At 51.5% G+C, this 16,851-nt stretch carries 11 protein-coding genes and 2 pseudogenes; 9 read left to right on the top strand and 4 right to left on the bottom strand.

Translation table 11 applies throughout. The features are described 5' to 3' along the window. Window positions 1–73 precede the first annotated feature (73 nt). The 3 genes from ACM1PF_RS05550 to ACM1PF_RS05540 form a co-directional block, all read right to left on the bottom strand. On the bottom strand, window positions 74–757 hold the full coding sequence (locus ACM1PF_RS05550) for a hypothetical protein (protein WP_416672964.1): 684 nt from the start codon (window positions 755–757) through the stop codon (window positions 74–76). A 56-nt stretch (window positions 758–813) separates the two neighbouring features. Continuing rightward, the gene (locus ACM1PF_RS05545; protein WP_416672963.1) at window positions 814–1,731 is read right to left on the bottom strand and encodes an HAD family hydrolase; all 918 of its coding nucleotides are present in this window, start codon (window positions 1,729–1,731) and stop codon (window positions 814–816) included. Window positions 1,732–1,851: 120 nt separating this feature from the next. Continuing rightward, window positions 1,852–3,345: an arylsulfatase gene (locus tag ACM1PF_RS05540; RefSeq protein WP_416672960.1), complete on the bottom strand. Its 1,494-nt coding sequence runs from the start codon at window positions 3,343–3,345 to the stop codon at window positions 1,852–1,854. A gap of 464 nt (window positions 3,346–3,809) precedes the next feature. Between ACM1PF_RS05540 and ACM1PF_RS05535 the strand changes: the two genes are divergently transcribed. After that, window positions 3,810–4,769: a helix-turn-helix domain-containing protein gene (locus ACM1PF_RS05535; RefSeq protein WP_416672958.1), complete on the top strand. Its 960-nt coding sequence runs from the start codon at window positions 3,810–3,812 to the stop codon at window positions 4,767–4,769. A 79-nt stretch (window positions 4,770–4,848) separates the two neighbouring features. Here the strand turns inward: ACM1PF_RS05535 and ACM1PF_RS05530 are convergent, their stop codons facing one another. Then, entirely contained in the window at window positions 4,849–5,823 is a 975-nt protein-coding gene (locus ACM1PF_RS05530; protein ID WP_416672956.1) for a formylglycine-generating enzyme family protein, read from the bottom strand. A 324-nt stretch (window positions 5,824–6,147) separates the two neighbouring features. Between ACM1PF_RS05530 and ACM1PF_RS05525 the strand changes: the two genes are divergently transcribed. From ACM1PF_RS05525 to ACM1PF_RS05490, 8 genes and pseudogenes are all read left to right on the top strand, one after another. Further along, a complete protein-coding gene (locus tag ACM1PF_RS05525) occupies window positions 6,148–7,317 on the top strand; it encodes an ATP-grasp domain-containing protein (RefSeq protein ID WP_416672953.1) in 1,170 nt (389 codons plus the stop codon). Between the two features lie 206 nt (window positions 7,318–7,523). After that, complete coding sequence (locus ACM1PF_RS05520) at window positions 7,524–7,712, top strand: hypothetical protein (protein ID WP_416672952.1); 189 nt, start codon at window positions 7,524–7,526, stop codon at window positions 7,710–7,712. Between the two features lie 822 nt (window positions 7,713–8,534). Then, window positions 8,535–10,505, top strand: coding sequence for an alkyl/aryl-sulfatase (locus ACM1PF_RS05515; RefSeq protein ID WP_416676574.1), 1,971 nt, complete (start codon window positions 8,535–8,537; stop codon window positions 10,503–10,505). A 69-nt stretch (window positions 10,506–10,574) separates the two neighbouring features. Then, window positions 10,575–11,102, top strand: coding sequence for a YqhA family protein (locus ACM1PF_RS05510; protein WP_416672950.1), 528 nt, complete (start codon window positions 10,575–10,577; stop codon window positions 11,100–11,102). 82 nt (window positions 11,103–11,184) lie between these two features. Next, window positions 11,185–13,560, top strand: coding sequence for a sulfatase-like hydrolase/transferase (locus tag ACM1PF_RS05505; protein ID WP_416672948.1), 2,376 nt, complete (start codon window positions 11,185–11,187; stop codon window positions 13,558–13,560). A 100-nt stretch (window positions 13,561–13,660) separates the two neighbouring features. Beyond that, a complete protein-coding gene (locus ACM1PF_RS05500; protein ID WP_416672946.1) occupies window positions 13,661–13,855 on the top strand; it encodes a hypothetical protein in 195 nt (64 codons plus the stop codon). Window positions 13,856–14,031: 176 nt separating this feature from the next. Continuing rightward, a pseudogene (locus ACM1PF_RS05495) lies at window positions 14,032–15,428 on the top strand (DUF1254 domain-containing protein). Window positions 15,429–15,491: 63 nt separating this feature from the next. Beyond that, window positions 15,492–16,850 (top strand): annotated as a pseudogene (locus ACM1PF_RS05490) (DUF1254 domain-containing protein). Window position 16,851 lies beyond the last annotated feature (1 nt).

Genomic DNA, 16,851 nt, shown 5'->3' with positions numbered 1-16,851 from the left:
TCTTATTTTGTTCTCTGAAGGCGATCCAGCAGTGAAAGGTTGACATGGGCACAGCGATCGCAAAAACTGCTTTTCAAGACTCCTCTGGTGTGACACCTGCCTGCTTGCGGTAGTTATCAATCAGAATATAAACGCTAATCAGAAGTACCCACAGTGGAAATAGCATGAAGACCCATCCCAGCCGATCGATGCTGCCAATTCTCAGAAGCATGAGGGCTGCTAATCCATATCCCAACAGCGCCATCCAGCCAGGCACAACTCTGCTACGCAGGAAAAGGGTGCAAATAGAAATCATAAAAACACCTGCCATCCGAATGCCGTAGGTATTCAGAACTATACGGGTGACAGTGCGTCCCAGATTGTAATAGGTCAATACGATTGAGGGATTGGATACGTTGTCGTCCAGCAGCAGCAGGCTCCCGGCCACCGCCGAAGCGGTAAACAGCATGGCAAGGAACAATAGCCCACTGCCGAAAAATACGGTCGCAAAGAACTGGTCTTCTCGCTCTCCCAAGCGATCGCGCACTGCACCAATAAACCAGAGAAATGCAATTCCTGCAAACGGAACAAGGTTGAGGGCTAGCAGGGTATTTTTGTTAGCAAGAAATGATGTCCCGGCATCACCTAGAACGGACGCGGTGCTGTTCAAAATTAGCGCAATGCTGATCATGAGGAGAACTGAGAACACAATACCGGCAATAGCGGCAGCTTTGGGTGCCCTCAAACGAGCACGAAGGTTTAACGGTGTGGGCTGCATTATATCCTCCTAAGGATTGCCAGAAAGCATTGCCAGCCAGTTCGTAACTACTAACATTACTGGAAGGCAAATATCCGTTGCCAGTCTCGCTGCATGTCCACCACAATCCATTCCTTCTTGTCGGCTTCAACCAGTGCGTCCTTGAGGCTACCCATTGGTGTTTGGTCATAAGCAAATTCGCGATCGCCATCAGTATGTCGCACGATTAGTCCCAGGGTTTCTCCTGGCCCTGCGGTCGTCCATTGCAACATCTGTAAATCACCATCAGAGTTGCCAAAGGCGGCGATCGGTCGCTTGCCGATGTAGTGCTGAATCGCAGCCGGTTTACCTGCTTTGTCATTAAAGAAATACAGCTCTGGAAGCCGCATAATCACAGGATTACCGTCCCGCATTTCAAACTGAGTTTTGGCACTGCTGCCAATCACCTGTTCTGGAGGCACACCATAAATCTGCTCAGCGCAGGCTCGCATGAACTCGACTCCACCACCAGAGACGATAAAGGTTTTGAACCCGTTTGCCCGCAGGTAGGCCAGCAGTTCCACCATCGGCTGATACACCAACTCAGTGTAAAGTCGTTTCAGGCTGGGATGGGTTGCCGTGGCCAGCCAGGTCTTGGCGATCGCCCCAAACTCATCGGTTGTCATCCCGGCGTGGGTCGCCATCACCAGTTCCACCAGTGCCGATTCGCCTGCCGCCATCGCCGCCTTTAGATCCCCGTTCAGCACGGACGCAAACGGCTCCTGGGTCTGCCATTGCGGGTGCTGGGGGGCCAGTTGTCGGACGCGATCAAAAACAAAGAATGCCTGCACATACAGGGGGTGCTCCACCCAGAGAGTGCCATCATTGTCGAAAACCGCAATGCGATCGGCGGGTGGCACAAAGGATGGGGCATTCGGTGTGGTTACTTTCGCCACAAAATCGAGGATTGCTTGTTTGGCAACCCCATCATTCCAGGAAGTGAGAAGGTCAGTCATAGAGAAGGGAGTGGGGAGTGGGGAATAGGGAATGGGGAGTAGGTAAGAGTAAGGGTGATTAATGTCCAAAGTTGAGATTCCTACTGTCTACTCCCTACTCCCCACTCCCTCCTATCTAAATCAGTGGTTACGGCTACTGGCCGCGTCTTCTAACTGCCGCATCACCGCATCCAGATTGAAGGAAGCCGGCTTCTGACGGGGAGGAAACTGCACAAACCCCTCAATTTGCTGCGCGACCAGCCCCTGCATGGCGTACACCAGATAGGCATGGGAGATCACCCAGTCCCAATAGGTATTCGAATTCTCATCGGCTCGTTCAAAGGGATCGCGGCGCAGGTTAAACATTTTAGGTACCCGCAATGGCACAAACGGCTCAAACCAGCATTGCAGTTGCTTTGCCCGCTGTTCCATTAAGACCATCTTCCAATCCCCATGCCGGAGGGCGATCAGTTCACCATCATCACTGAAGTAAAAGAGAGAGTTGCGGGGGCTTTCTTTCACTTCACCCCTGAGATAGGGCAGCATATTGAAGCCATCAATGTGGACGTTGTAGGTGCGATCGCCGATGGTGTGCCCCTTTAACAGCTTTTCCTTAATCTCTGGCTCACCCGCCGCCGCTAACAGGGTGGGCAACCAGTCCTGGTGAGAAGTAATGCCATTTACGACGGAACCTGCCGGAATCTGACTGGGCCAGCGGACAAACGCCGGAACCCGCCAACCGCCTTCCCAGTTGGTGTTCTTTTCGCTGCGGAAGGGAGTAATTCCTGCATCGGGCCAGGTGTTGTAGTGAACCCCATTATCGGTGGAGTACATGACAATAGTGTCGTCCGCAATGCCTAATTCATCCAGCTTGTCGAGCATTTGGCCAATCAGTTCATCATGGGCCACCATGACATCGTTGTAATCCCCCTGGCCGCTCTTGCCTTTGTGTTTGTCCGGGCAGTGGGTGCGGAAGTGCATGGCGGTGGTGTTGTACCACATGAAAAAAGGTTTGTTGTCTTGATGGCACTGGTCGATGAAGCGGAGGGCATGCTCGGTCACCTCTTCATCAATGGTTTCCATTCGTTTCTTCGTCAGTGGGCCAGTGTCCTCCACCTTCTGTCCGCCCTTGCCATCGGCCCAACTGTGAATTACGCCGCGAGGGCCAAACCGTTGTTTGAAGGCGGGGTCTTTGGGGTAATCGGGGTCTTCGGGTTCCTCCTCAGCGTTGAGGTGGTAGAGGTTGCCAAAGAACTCATCAAAGCCGTGCAGGGTGGGCAGAAACTCGTCCTTATCCCCCAGGTGGTTCTTGCCAAACTGCCCGGTTGCATAACCCAGGGGTTTGAGCAGTTCAGCGATCGTCGGATCTTCCTTCTGTATGCCAAGATCGGCTCCCGGCATTCCCACCTTGGTTAAACCCGTGCGGATGGGATTCTGTCCGGTGATAAAGGCGGCCCGTCCAGCCGTACAGCTCTGCTGCCCGTAGTAGTCGGTAAAGGCCACGCCTTCGTTCGCCACACGATCGATATTAGGAGTGCGGTAGCCCATCTGCCCCCGGCTGTTATAGCTGATATTCCACCAGCCAATATCGTCACCCCAAAGGATCAAAATGTTTGGTTTCTTACCCGTTGTCATAAAATTATCTCCAGCAGAGCTCAAGGGCCTGAAATGAGTTAAAACCTGATTGCCTGAATTTTTTTATAAATTGGGTTGAACACCGTAACCCCAATATCGACAGGCTAACTCTAAAAAATAGGAAACTGATATGATGCCAAGAGCGAGCATTCTGGCATTCTCATATCCCGATGAACAGCAATAGTAAGCCTGATGGCAAGGGATGAAATTCTGATAGGTCATCAGATGCAAGATTAACCACACATTTATTGTTTACTAGATAAGATCTTGTAGAATATTCAGAAATTGCTTTTTAGGGTGCGGCCTTAGAAACAGTTTTTAGATTGTTTTAACAATCTCTTCCAATTCTCCTTTCAGCCCTTCCCTTAAAATGATTTTGCTGGCTACATAATTTTGTCTGAAGGCAATTAGAGTTTACAGGGTCGAAACCTCAAATCAATCAATCCAACTAATAGCTAGCATTCATGTCTGCTCGGCTCATTTACCAACATTCGTTTCGCAACTGTGAGCAATTTTCGCAGGCGATGGCGGCTCGACGACAAACAACCGTTACGCAAATCAGCTTACAGTCGTTTCGCTGTGATCTGTTGTTGGTTGAATTTGACCACATCCAAGTTGCTTACTGTACAAAGTTATCGGTTCCCGTTCGGGTTATAGGGGGCAAGGGGCATGACTCGCTCGAATTTGCGTTTATTCTCCAAACTGGGCAACAGGAGCTTTTTTCCCATCGGTTTGCCGTTCCCCAAGGTACGATATTTGGCTTTGACCCAACCCGTGAAGTAAACCTGATTGTGCCTGAAAATACTCATTTCTGCGTTGTGCAGATTCAGCAACCGGCGTTTGAATTGTGTACTCAAATCATGGAACGGACGGATCTGGATGCTCATTTTCTCAAGACGAATTATGTCTGTAGATCCGATCGATCGCTTGGGGTTCATGCTTATCTAAAAGAGCTTTATTGTTTAGCAACTCACCATGCCAGCTTTCTCAAGTCTCCTGAATCAGAACGCATTTTGTTTGAAGACTTTTTACCCCAATTAGTGGATGCCCTGCCTCCTTTTCCTTCCAGATCAAGGCAAGCATTGTGCATCCCACGTCGATTTGATTTAGTTGAACAAGCGAATGAATATATGCACGCGAACTTACAGAAATCCTTTACCCTCATGGATCTCTGCAAAGCTTTAAACACTAGCAAACGCCCCTTAAATTATGGATTTCAGGAGGTATTCGGAATTAGCCCCATGGCTTATCTCAAAGCCCTGCGCTTGAGAAGTGTGCGACGACAATTGCAAACGGCTGATCCAACCACGACCGTGATTGCCAACGTTGCCCACCAGTATGGTTTTTGGAGTTTGGGGCACTTTAGCCGAGATTACAAAACCATGTTTGGGGAATTGCCTTCAGAAACGCTGAAGCAGGGATAGCGATCGCCAGGTACCGCGTTTCAGCAATTCGACCCCTGATGCGAACAACACCTGAGAGTCTCCCGACTTGAAAACCAGATTAGGGACGCACAATAAGACGGAAGCCTAAATGACAGGTGGAGGTATCTAGCGGTTCTGCCATGCGGGCGGGCGGGCGATAGCGACGACAATAGCTGGGCGCACACAAAAAGGAACCCCCCTTAATGACCTTGCGGGGAATCTTAACACCGGGCATCTGGGGATCGTAACTGGCTTCGCGATCGCCGCCCCGAGGATTCACCAGGGAGTCACAGCAGGCGTCTTTTTGAATCTGACCGTGTTCCTGATACCAGTCCGTCGTCCATTCCCAGACGTTGCCAATCATGTCGGACAGCCCATAGCCATTGGCGGGAAACACACCCACTGGCGAGGTGCGCTCATAGCCATCGGTTTTCAAGTTCTCCCAGGGAAACTCGCCCTGCCAGGTGTTCGCCATCATTTTGCCCTTGGGATGAAGTTCATCGCCCCAGGCAAACTCAGCATCTTGCCGTCCGCCCCAGGCAGCAAACTCCCACTCTGCTTCGGTGGGAATCGCTTTGCCCATCCAGTTCGCGTAGGCTGTTACATCTTCATAGGTGACATGCACCACCGGATGATGCTCACGCCCCTTGATGGAACTGCCAGGACCTTCTGGATGTCGCCAATTTGCACCGGGAATATAAGCCCACCAGTTGTAGTGATTTCCGCGATCAATCGGGCGATCGGGTTTGACGAAGACACAGGAAGAGGGGTGCAGCATGTCCGGTCGGGCACCAGGATAGTCTTCGGGATTGGCTGGTCGCTCTGCAAAGGTGACATAGCCTGTAGCTTTGATGAACTTTTGGAACTGGGTATTTGTGACCAGATATTGATCCATCCAGAAGCCATCCACCGTTACCCGATGGGCGGGAGCCTCTTCCCCATAGTGATGATCCGATCCCATCAAAAAGGTGCCGCCGGGAATCCACACCATGTCTTTCCCAGGGGGACGACCGGGAGGTTTAGTCAGTGAGGATAAAAACTGATTTTGACCCATAAAACATTCGTTATGTAAGTTTTATTATCCAGAATATAGATCTGAAATTTTTGATTTCGGAGTATTCAAAAAGTGCTTTTTTACACGTTGAGACAACTGCATCACTTTAAGATGTATACAAAATTGCATCTTACAAGGAATGGGAAATAGATACAGCTTTCGATCAGCGTTCAGGAGGGGGTATAAAGGGAATACCCACAAGCTGGCAAAGAGTGCTGGGTTGTTCAATGCTGTTCTAGATGCCGGGATAGTCTTCACTCCGCTGCTTGTTAAAACCTACATTTGTAAGCGTTGTCCCCCCATCAAATATTGAGGAGCAATCACGTGCTGCCCCCAAAGATTTACAATCACGACATCATGCACTGCACCCATCAGAACGTGACTGGCAACTACCTGTATGGTAGCCGCATCCTAGGACTCACGCATCCTGAGGATATAGTGCAACTGCGCCCTGAGGTTCAGCCGGATTGGGGGGCAATCACCGCTCATTATGACCGCATCGGTTTGAGCTACAGTTGCAATGTCATTTGGGATGTAGACCTCAAACGGTTCACTGAATACCCCGACTACCAACCTTCCGTCTTTATCTTCGGTGATCCGCTTCATCCTGGAAGTCTCGATGAAGCATACTTCCGTGAGATGGATGCCGATTGGCTCACCAGTGTTGAGTTCATCAACAATAAGAACAATTTTGTCCAGATGGCGGATGAACTGGGGGTTGAGATTCCTGAAACCTGGTGTTTTGAGCGGAAAGCAGCAATTGAGAGTTTAGCCGCGTTCCCATATCCTTGCTACATCAAACCATCTGTTTCTGTGGATGGGGTGGGGATTTTTCGGTGCCAGGATGAACCAGACCTGAGGCAAGTGCTAGCGGGATGGGATGACCTGATTCCTCTACAAATTCAAGCCGAGGTAGTAGCATGTGCGTTTTTGAATTTGCAATATCACGTCAGTGTCCAGGGGGCAGAACGACTGGCTGCGACCGAGCAAGTGTTAGATGGATATGCGCACAGCGGCAATCGCTATCCGACTCTGCACCAACCCTGGGACATCGTCGAGCCGATGGCTGAGTGGTTGGTCGCACAGGGGATGAAAGATCTCTTTGCCTTTGATGTGGCGGTGATTCAAACACCAACTGGGTATCGTTACCTGGCGATCGAATGTAATCCTCGCTTTAATGGGGCATCTTACCCGACAGGAATTGCCAATAAACTGAAGATTCCTTGTTGGAGCAGTGAAACATTTACGACAGCTTTCCGCTCGCTGAAAGATCTTGATTTACAGGACATCGAGTTTGATCCCCACAGCCATACAGGTGTTATTTTGGTCAACTGGGGCACGATTCAAGTCGGCAAATTGGGGGTGCTCTTAGCCGGATCAATCGCGCAGCAAAATCAACTTAGAGCCACGTTAAAACAACGACTCAGCGAATCGCCTGCTGGTTGTCAAGACAGAAAACCTGTTCCCTCAGAGATAAGAAGTGCTGAACTATAAGGGCAGCGATCGGGTTCGGTGATTATTGGGGGCAATGACTTTTTCCATTCCAGGTATGCAGTAAAACGGTTTCCTCTACAAACGAGTTCCTTAGGGACGCAAATTAAATAACTCCGATTTTTTCTGTACGGGCGCACAGCAGTACACCCCTTCTGGAGATTAAATTTTCGATTTTATTTAATCCGCGTTCCTTACTGATTAATCCTGTGGTAGCTCTGCTGGCTCCTCATGGGAAGATTATTGTTCAACAACCTGAACAGACTGATGGGGTGAATGCCTTAATTCGCATGAATTTACCGATGACTGGAACCTACAATATTCTGGTTACGAGTGCCACGGTAGGCGATGGAGGAGCATACAAACTCACGCTTCAAAAACTCGATCAAAGCAACTAAAATTCATATTCCTTGAGTATATATTTTCTGTGCTGAAATAACTCTTAAATTCCTCTCCTGATTTCTTAAGCTTATCTTCTGACTTTCTTAACTTTATCTTTCGATCGTGCTCTTTTAGCTGTAGTATAGCTATCCTCCGTAGGATTTGAACGGGGTGCAGGGGTAAAACCCTGGCGTGGGGGCGTTGCCCCTAACCCCTTGTTCACAAACAATTTGTGAACGCTATAGAAGGAAAAGGGCGCGGGACGGATCGTGGTGAGCGATATGAGCGGAGTTAGACATCTCGATCAGCGTCTAGGAGGGGTATAAAGGGAGTACCCGCAAGCCTTTGAAAATTACCCAAGGTAATTCTTCAAGATTTCAGTTTAGGATTCCTATCAGTTTCATATTTTTTCACTTTAGTGTGAGAAATAATCTTACACTTTCTCAAGTTTTGGTTCTTGATTAGCGGGTGATTTTGATTAGCGGGTGATTTAAAGGTTCTACGGTGAGTTGCCAATCTTGAAAAGTCTCCTAAGCCCTCTTTGATTCTAGAGGGGTTTTTGAACTGAATTCCCCTCTCTTTGAAGTAGAGACTAGGAGGCGATCGTGGAGCCTGTTTTGATACATCGTGGCAGGGTTTCAAGCGGCTTCTCAGGTGATTTTTCCAGGTATTCCTGAGATGCAATCAGTCCTATGGGATTGGAGTCAGATCACCCAAAAGTGCAGGAATTCCTTACTGGGTTTATCTTATTTCTTGGAGAAGGTTAAATGAGCATTCAACAATCAGTCACTCCAGATTCCCAATTCGCGAAGGATGAGCATTTTGATCCAAAGGGTAAGATGCCGTCTGCATGCACGATCGAGTTGCAAAATAGTTTACGTAAGAGCTTACCATTCCAGGATCAGCGTGATTTTGAAGAAGCGCAACGAGGCTTCATTGCCGCTCCCCCCTACAAACAAATCGTGGCAGAAGCTGGTAATGTGGCATGGGATATGGGCAGTTATGAGTTTCTATTGCGTGGCTTCGACAGTGTGTTCGATAGCATTCATCCTTCCTTACAGCGTCAAGCGATCCTCAACATGGCTTACGGGCTGTATGAAGTCGTGCCAGATAAGATTTATCAGGTGCGCGGATTTGACCTGGCGAACATGACAATCATTAAGGGTGACACAGGTTGGATTCTATTTGATGTGCTGACCTGTAAAGAAACCGCAAGAGCCGCATTGGAACTGGTGAACGAGCATCTCGGTCAGCGTCCGGTGGTGGCGGTGGTGTACTCCCACTCCCACATCGATCACTATGGTGGGGTGCGCGGCGTGGTGGATGAGGCCGATGTGAAAAGTAGCAAAGTGCAGGTGATCGCCCCGATCGGCTTCATGGAACATGCGATCGCGGAAAATGTGTACACTGGCAACGCCATGACCCGCCGCGCATACTTTCAGTATGGGTTGCTCTTACCGCGCAGTCCGTTTGGTCATGTCGATCAGGCGATCGGCAAGAACACCGCAGCGGGCAGAGTCGGACTGATTGAACCCACCCGTTACATTGAGCAGGATATTGAAGAATTAACGATTGATGGAGTTCGGATGGTGTTTCAGAACACTCCCGGCACCGAAGCACCTGCCGAAATGAACACCTATTTCCCGGACTGGAAGGCATTCTGGGCTGCGGAAAACATCTGCGGTACGATTCACAATATCTACACGCTGCGGGGGGCGCTGGTACGGGATGCCCTGGAGTGGTCGAAGAAAATCAGCGAAGCCCTCTACCTGTTTGGGCAGGAAGCCGAGGTGATGTTTGCCTCCCATAGCTGGCCCCGCTGGGGAAACGATCGGATTCAGGAAGTGATGCGGGTACAGCGGGATGCCTATGCCCATCTGCATAACGAGGTACTGCATCAGGCGAACCAGGGCGTCACCATTAATGAAATCCACAATGTTTACAAACAGCCCGAAAGTTTGCGCCAACAGTGGGCGGCCCACAGCTATCACGGCTCGGAAGAACACAATAGCCGCGCAGTAATTAACCGCTACCTGGGATACTGGGATGCCAACCCAGCCACCCTCATTCCCCTATCTCCGGGTGAATCTGCGCCGCTGTATGTTGAAATGATGGGTGGTGCAGAGAAGATTTTGACGAAGGGTAAGGAACTGTACGACCAGGGCAAATATCGGGAAGCGATGGAGATCTTGAACAGACTGGTCTATGCCGAACCCCAGAACCAGACTGCAAAAGATCTGCTGGCGGATGCGTTTGAACAGATTGGCTATCAGAAAGAAAGCCCCAGTGTCCGCAATAGTTTTCTGGCCGCTGCCTATGAGCTACGCAATGGTTTTCCTAGCGGGGTGGCGACAAAGTCGGTGACTCCGGACACGGTTCGCGCCATGTCCACCGAACTCCTGCTCGACTTCGTCGCGATTCGGGTCGATAGCCAAAAGGCGACTGGGATGAAGTTCACCATTAACTTAGTCACTCCCGACAATGGTGAGAAATTTGCGGTGGAAATGAGCAATTCCACTCTGACTAACATCAAAGGTTTCCAGGCGAAAAATCCCGATCTCACGATTACGATCAACCGCAGCGATCTGGAATTGGTGATGGCGGGATTGACCACATTTCCGGCTTTGATCGGCGAAGGCAAGGTCAAGCTAGAGGGGAATCCCGCCGTCTTTGAGCAACTCAAGAGTGTCCTGGTTGAATTCACTCCAGACTTTGACATCATGCCGGGAACCAAGCCTGCAAAAGTGGCGATCGCCTCAGAAAAAGATGCTTTTGCCCAGCCTGAACCCGCAAACACATCGGGGGGTTAATTAATTGTGGTAATCCCCTGGCTCTGCCAGGGGACTGAATACTCACCTGACCATCGAAATGAATCGTTTATGAATCGTCTTTTATTAAGTAGCCGTTATCTGATTAACCTGGCAGTAATAGTAGCTCTGGTTGGAGCGGCAGCTATTCTGGTCTATGGTGTGATTGTATTAATCTATCTCATGATTGAGTTAATCCAAGCTCGCACCTTTACTAGCGAGGCAGTAAAGAATATAACTCTGAGTTTCATTCAGTTGATTGATTTATTGTTTCTAGGGATTGCCTTATATATTATTGCCTTGGGGCTTTACCATCTGTTTATTGATACTTCCCTGCGTCTACCACGCTGGCTTAAAATCCACGACTTTGATGAGTTGAAGATTATCTTGTTGAGTGTCGTCATTATCATTTTGGCGATCCACTTTACGGGCGTTGTGGTGGATTGGGATGGTGGTGCTGCAATTTTGAATCTGGGGTTGGCGATCGCCGCTGTCATTACAGGACTGGGGCTCATCTTCTATGTCCGCCTGATCGCCTCTCGCTATTCAGAATTAGGGGAAATGACTGTAACGAAACGATCTTTGGAGGAGCCCCCCTAAGCCCGATAACGGCAAACATTAACGATGATTAATAAATTCACGATTAATGAATTCACAAATCAGCTCTCTTGCAAAATACACCATGACAACCAACGATAACCTTCAACGCCAAACCCTCCCAATTCCCGAACTGCCTTATGTCGGGTTAACCACCTACGATGCCAAAGATCCCGACACAAAGTATCCACCCATCCGGGAACTCCGCCCTCCCAAAGGTGCGCCCAACGTTCTGGTGATTCTGCTGGATGATGTCGGGTTTGGTGCGTCCAGTGCCTTTGGTGGCCCCTGCAAAACACCGACCTTTGAGAAACTGGCAGCCAACGGGCTGAAATACAATCGGTTCCACACCACGGCGCTCTGCTCTCCCACCCGTCAGGCGATGTTGACCGGACGCAATCACCATTCGGTGGGGATGGGCGGCATTACCGAAATTGCCACATCGGCCCCCGGCTACAACTCGATTCTGCCCAACAACTGCTCCCCAATCGCCCGGACCCTCAAGCTCAACGGCTACTCCACCGCCCAATTTGGCAAATGCCATGAAGTGCCCGTGTGGCAAACCAGCCCAATGGGGCCGTTTGATTCCTGGCCGACCGGGGGCGGTGGCTTTGAGTACTTCTATGGCTTCCTGGGCGGCGAAACCAACCAGTACTACCCCGCCCTCTACGAAGGCACAACCCCCGTGGAGCAGGAGAAAACCCCGGAGCAGGGCTACCATTTCACGGAAGACATGACCAACAAGGCGATCAAGTGGGTCAGCCAGCAAAAGTCCCTGATGCCCGATAAGCCCTTCTTCGTCTACTATGCACCGGGAGCTTGCCATGCACCCCACCAGGCTCCGCAAGAATGGATTGATAAGTATAAGGGGCAGTTTGACCAGGGCTGGGACAACCTGCGGGAACAGATCTTTGCTCGCCAGAAGGAGTTGGGGGTGATTCCAGGTGATTGTCAGTTGAGCGATCGCCACCCCGAAATTCCCGCCTGGGACAGCATTTCGCCTGATCTGAAACCCGTTCTGGCGCGTCAAATGGAGATCTATGCCGCGTTCCTGGAGCACACCGATTACCATATCGGACGGTTGATTGACACGCTGGAAAATCTCGAAATTCTGGATGACACCCTGATCTACGTGATCATTGGCGACAATGGAGCCTCCGCTGAGGGAACACTCCAGGGCTGTTTCAATGAAATGACTCCCCTGACGGGCTTTGCCGACCTGGAAACGGTCGAATTCATGACCGAGCGGCTGCATCTGTTTGGTGGCCCTGAAGCCTACAACCACTATGCGGTGGGTTGGGCACACGCCACCAACACGCCCTATCAGTGGACGAAGCAGATCGCCTCCCATTGGGGTGGCACCCGCAACGGGTTGATCGTTCATTGGCCCAGAGGCATTCAGGCGAAAGGCGAAATTCGCAGCCAGTTTCACCATGTGATCGACGTGGCACCGACCCTGCTGGAAGTCGCCGGATTACCGGAACCCACCTTTGTAAATGGCATCCAACAGCGTCCGATCGAAGGGGTCAGCATGGCCTATTCCTTTAACGATGCCAGTGCCGCAGAACGACGGGAAACCCAGTACTTCGAGATGGCAGGCAACCGGGGCATTTATCACAAGGGTTGGACGGCTGTGACCCGCCACCGCATTCCCTGGCAGACGGGCAATGTCAAACTTCCCGCCTTTGATGAGGATGTCTGGGAGTTGTACGACACCAATACCGATTGGACTCAATCGAAGGATCTCGCCAAAGCGCATCCCGATAAATTACACGAACTGCAACGGCTATGGCTGATCGAAGCCGTGAAATACAACGTGCTGCCCCTGGACGATCGCTTTGCCGAGCGGGCGAATCCCGAAATTGCGGGTCGTCCCCAATTGATCAAGGGGACACGGCAAATCCTGTTTAGCGGCATGGGGCGACTGACCGAAAGTTCGATCGTCAACTTTAAGAACAAGTCCCATGCGGTCACGGCTGAGGTGGTGGTGCCGGAGTCTGGCGCAGAAGGGGTGATCATTGCTCAGGGCGGGTTGACGGGGGGCTGGAGCCTCTATACCAGGGGCGGTAAACCCAAGTACTGCTACAACTTCTATGGCATCGATCGCTACACCATCGACGGCACCATCCCCATCCCACCCGGAACCCATCAGGTGCGCATGGAGTTTGCCTACGATGGCGGCGGACTGGCAAAGGGCGGCACCGTGACACTGTACGTGGATGGGCAGAAAGCGGGTGAGGGTAGAGTCGATCGCACAGAACCGATCGTTTTCTCCGCCGATGAGACCTGTGATGTCGGCTTTGAAGCGGGTTCGCCGGTAACCTACGACTACCCAACCCCAAGCGGCAAATTCAGCGGCGAGGTGAACTGGGTGCAGATTGATGTGGATAAAGATGCGGAAGATGCCGATCACCTGATTTCACCGGAAGAACGGCTGCGGGTGGCAATGGCCATTCAGTAAAAGCCTAAATCGAGGGCGGGCAGTGCCTGCCCTATCTGAGCACACAACCGCCTTTCAGGAGCGTGTACTCATCCCCCCCTTAACGAGGATTCTAAATCGGATGCAATCATCAATCACTCTTACCCCCGAAACAGCCCGCAATATTGCCTGTGAAGCCTACACCTACGGATTTCCAATGGTTGAAAGCTACAAAACACTATACAAACAGGCGATCGCTACCAGCCACCCAAATTTCAAAGCTTGCTGCTGCATAGCTTCTTCCTATCACTTTCATAGAACAGTAGATCAAGCTTAGGTACAGGTTACTTTCTAAAAAATTGCTACGCGAAGAATCAAGCGAGTGCAGCGTCAAATCTTAATTTTAGGGTTGCTACTTTACGAAAAGACTGCCAAGTAAGGCTTTCAAAAGACACCAACTCTAATTTTTAGGATTGACGCTGCACTAATGCCGTTGATTCAGGAGAAAATATCATGAACACAGAAAAACTAACCACACCGATTGGCGATTTTGAATTTGTGCTGGGCGGGTATCCAACCCAGGAGTCAGTGAAAAAGCTGTTTGATGCGCTTGATTTTCAGCGCGCCTGCCAGGCTTACCTTGATTTCATGCCCGCAATGTCCATGTATTCATTGCTTGAGGGGCAGGAAAAGGGCTGGGGGTGCAAGGAATGTTTTGACCTGGCGGTGGCCGCCAATTTGCTCACCGCCATCCCGCTGGTTTTGACCGGCAACACGGAAAGCGTTTATTTCGCCTGTAATGTTGACCTCAAGAAAGATGGTCCTACGGTGGTTGAAATCCCGCCGCAGGTCTTGGGGATGGCCAACGATGCCTATTTCCGGTATATCGTCGATTTTGGCATGGCTGGCCCGGATCAGGGACAAGGGGGCAAATATTTGCTGCTGCCGCCGGATTATGAAGGCGACGTGCCCGAAGGTTATTTCGTCGCGCAGTCGCGCACCTACAGAGTTTGGGTCATGGGGCGTGCCAGCCAAACGATCAGCGGCATGGGCGAACAGGCCCTCCAGTGGTATGGCGATCATTGTGCGGTCTACCCGTTAAAGGATGGCTACAGAAGGCCCAATGTCATGAATTGCGGCAGCGTGTCAGCAGATACCACTCACCCCAATGATCTCCAGTATTTCGTCAACCTCGACCAGGTGATTCAATACGAGCCGACGGCGGCATTTGCGCCAGAACAGTTGGGGCTGTTGCGATCGCTGGGTATCGAGAAGGGCAAGACGTTTGCCCCCGACGAGCGCATGAAGCAGATCCTCGATACGGCGGCCAAAACCGGCTTGGGTATGGCCAGGGCCATTGCCTATCAATCGCGCGAGCCGGAAGCGCAGGTTTATCCTGACCGCAAGTGGGAATACGTCTTCGTTGGCGGCAGCCACGAATTCTTGAGGAATGGCGTTAGAAACCTCGATGCCAGAACCTTGTTCCACTTTGCCGTCATTTGCGTGACCCCGGCGATGGTGAACAAGATGGTTGGCGTCGGATCTCAATACATGTGCGCCTATGTAGATGCCGACGGCGATTACCTGGATGGCGGCAAGAACTACCAGCTTCACTTGCCGCCAAACATCCCCATCAACAACTTCTGGTCGGTGACCCTGTACGATCCTGGCACGCGATCGCTGCTGCAAACCGACCAACCCAAGCCGAGCGTAAACAGCTTTGATCAACCGGAACAGAACCCCGACGGTTCCTATGACATCTATTTTGGCCCAGCGCCCCAGCAGGCAAGGAAAGGAACTGGGTTCAGACGGTTCCTGGCAAGGGTTGGTTCACCTACATTCGCCTGTACGGACCACTGGAGCCTTTCTTCGATCAGACCTGGAGACCGGACGACATCGTGAAAGTTTAAGCAGCGGTGCCAACGATTTGACGCAACGGTATCAAGGACAAACCAACGAATAAGGACAAACCGATGAATAAAGAGAAGTCATTTCCTGACATCGAGCGACAGGTTTTGCAGCATCGCGCCATTGAGGCAATCATCTGGGGGATGCCAGCGGTCAACCGTGATCTCATGTACCAGGCGATGCTGCGCGAGACCGCGTGCCGGGACGATCAGATGCTGTACTGGTCGCGCTTGCTCGATTGGAAGACCCAGACGCTCACACCCAACACCGATGTCATCTATTTCACGCCCTACTTCGATACGAAAGAGGTGGGGCCGATCGTGCTGGAGATCCCCCGGCTGATGATGGGGCCATCGTAGGCCACATTATGGATACCTGGCAGATGCCGCTCGAGGACATTGGTGTAGCGGGTGTAGACCAGGGTAAGGGCGGAAAATACCTGATCCTGCCACCGAGCTACAACGAGCAGGTTCCTGAGGGATACATCGTTTTGCCGTCGCTGACCTACAAGGGATATGCACTCATCCGATCCGTCCTGAAAAGCGGTAGCGAGGCAGACCTGGCCAAGGCGGTCGAATACGGCAAGCGGATGCAGATCTACCCCTTGTCGCAGGCGCAGGCTCCGCCCCCCACCGTGTATGTGGATGCGGCTGGCGTGCTCTACGATGCGACCATCCCCTATGACATCCGCTTTTTTGAGTCGCTGAACCGCATCGTTCAGTCCGAACCCTGGCTGGAGCGCGATCGGATCCTGATCGATAAGTTGCGCATGATCGGCATTGAAAAGGAAAGCCGTTCGCACCGGACGCGGAGCGCACTAAATTGCTCAATGAGGCAGCCGCCCAGGCGCAGGCGTTCCTCGACGGGACATACAAGGACGTGGTCAGGGGCGGCGCTTTCGCCAAGGGTAGTCGCTGGTCCTTTCCTAAGTCCATTGGACTCGTCTTCAAAGCGGCCCAGGAGCAGTTTGCGGATCCGAACCTCTATCCGGTCGATGCGCGCGGACTGCTATTCTCCTTTATTTTCTTTACGCCCAAGCGCATGGGTGAAGGTCAGTTCTACCTGATGGCCATTGACGACCAAGAGGGCCAGACGCTTGACGGCGGAAAAACATATCGGCTCAACGTTCCGGCCAATGCCCCCGTGCGGCAATACTGGTCGGCTACGGTCTACGACATGAAGACCCACGCCCTCATCCGCGAGATGTCCCATGCGGCGCGTTCCTCCCAGAGTCCGGGATTACAGGTCAATGCGGATGGATCGGTGGATCTGTACTTCGGCCCAAAGCCCCAGCGGGTCAAGAGTCGAACTGGACCCCCACGGATCCCAATGGGGAATTCGAGATCCTGTTCAGGTTCTATGGTCCCCTGCCATCACTCTTCGACAAGACGTGGGTGCTGCCAGACATCGAACGCCTCGAGTGAC

It is taken from the genome of Egbenema bharatensis FJBBOT/2019 (assembly GCF_048077055.1).
In the GTDB taxonomy this organism is placed as follows: Bacteria; Cyanobacteriota; Cyanobacteriia; order Elainellales; family Elainellaceae; genus Egbenema; species Egbenema bharatensis.
This window is presented reverse-complemented; position numbering and strand designations above follow the sequence as displayed.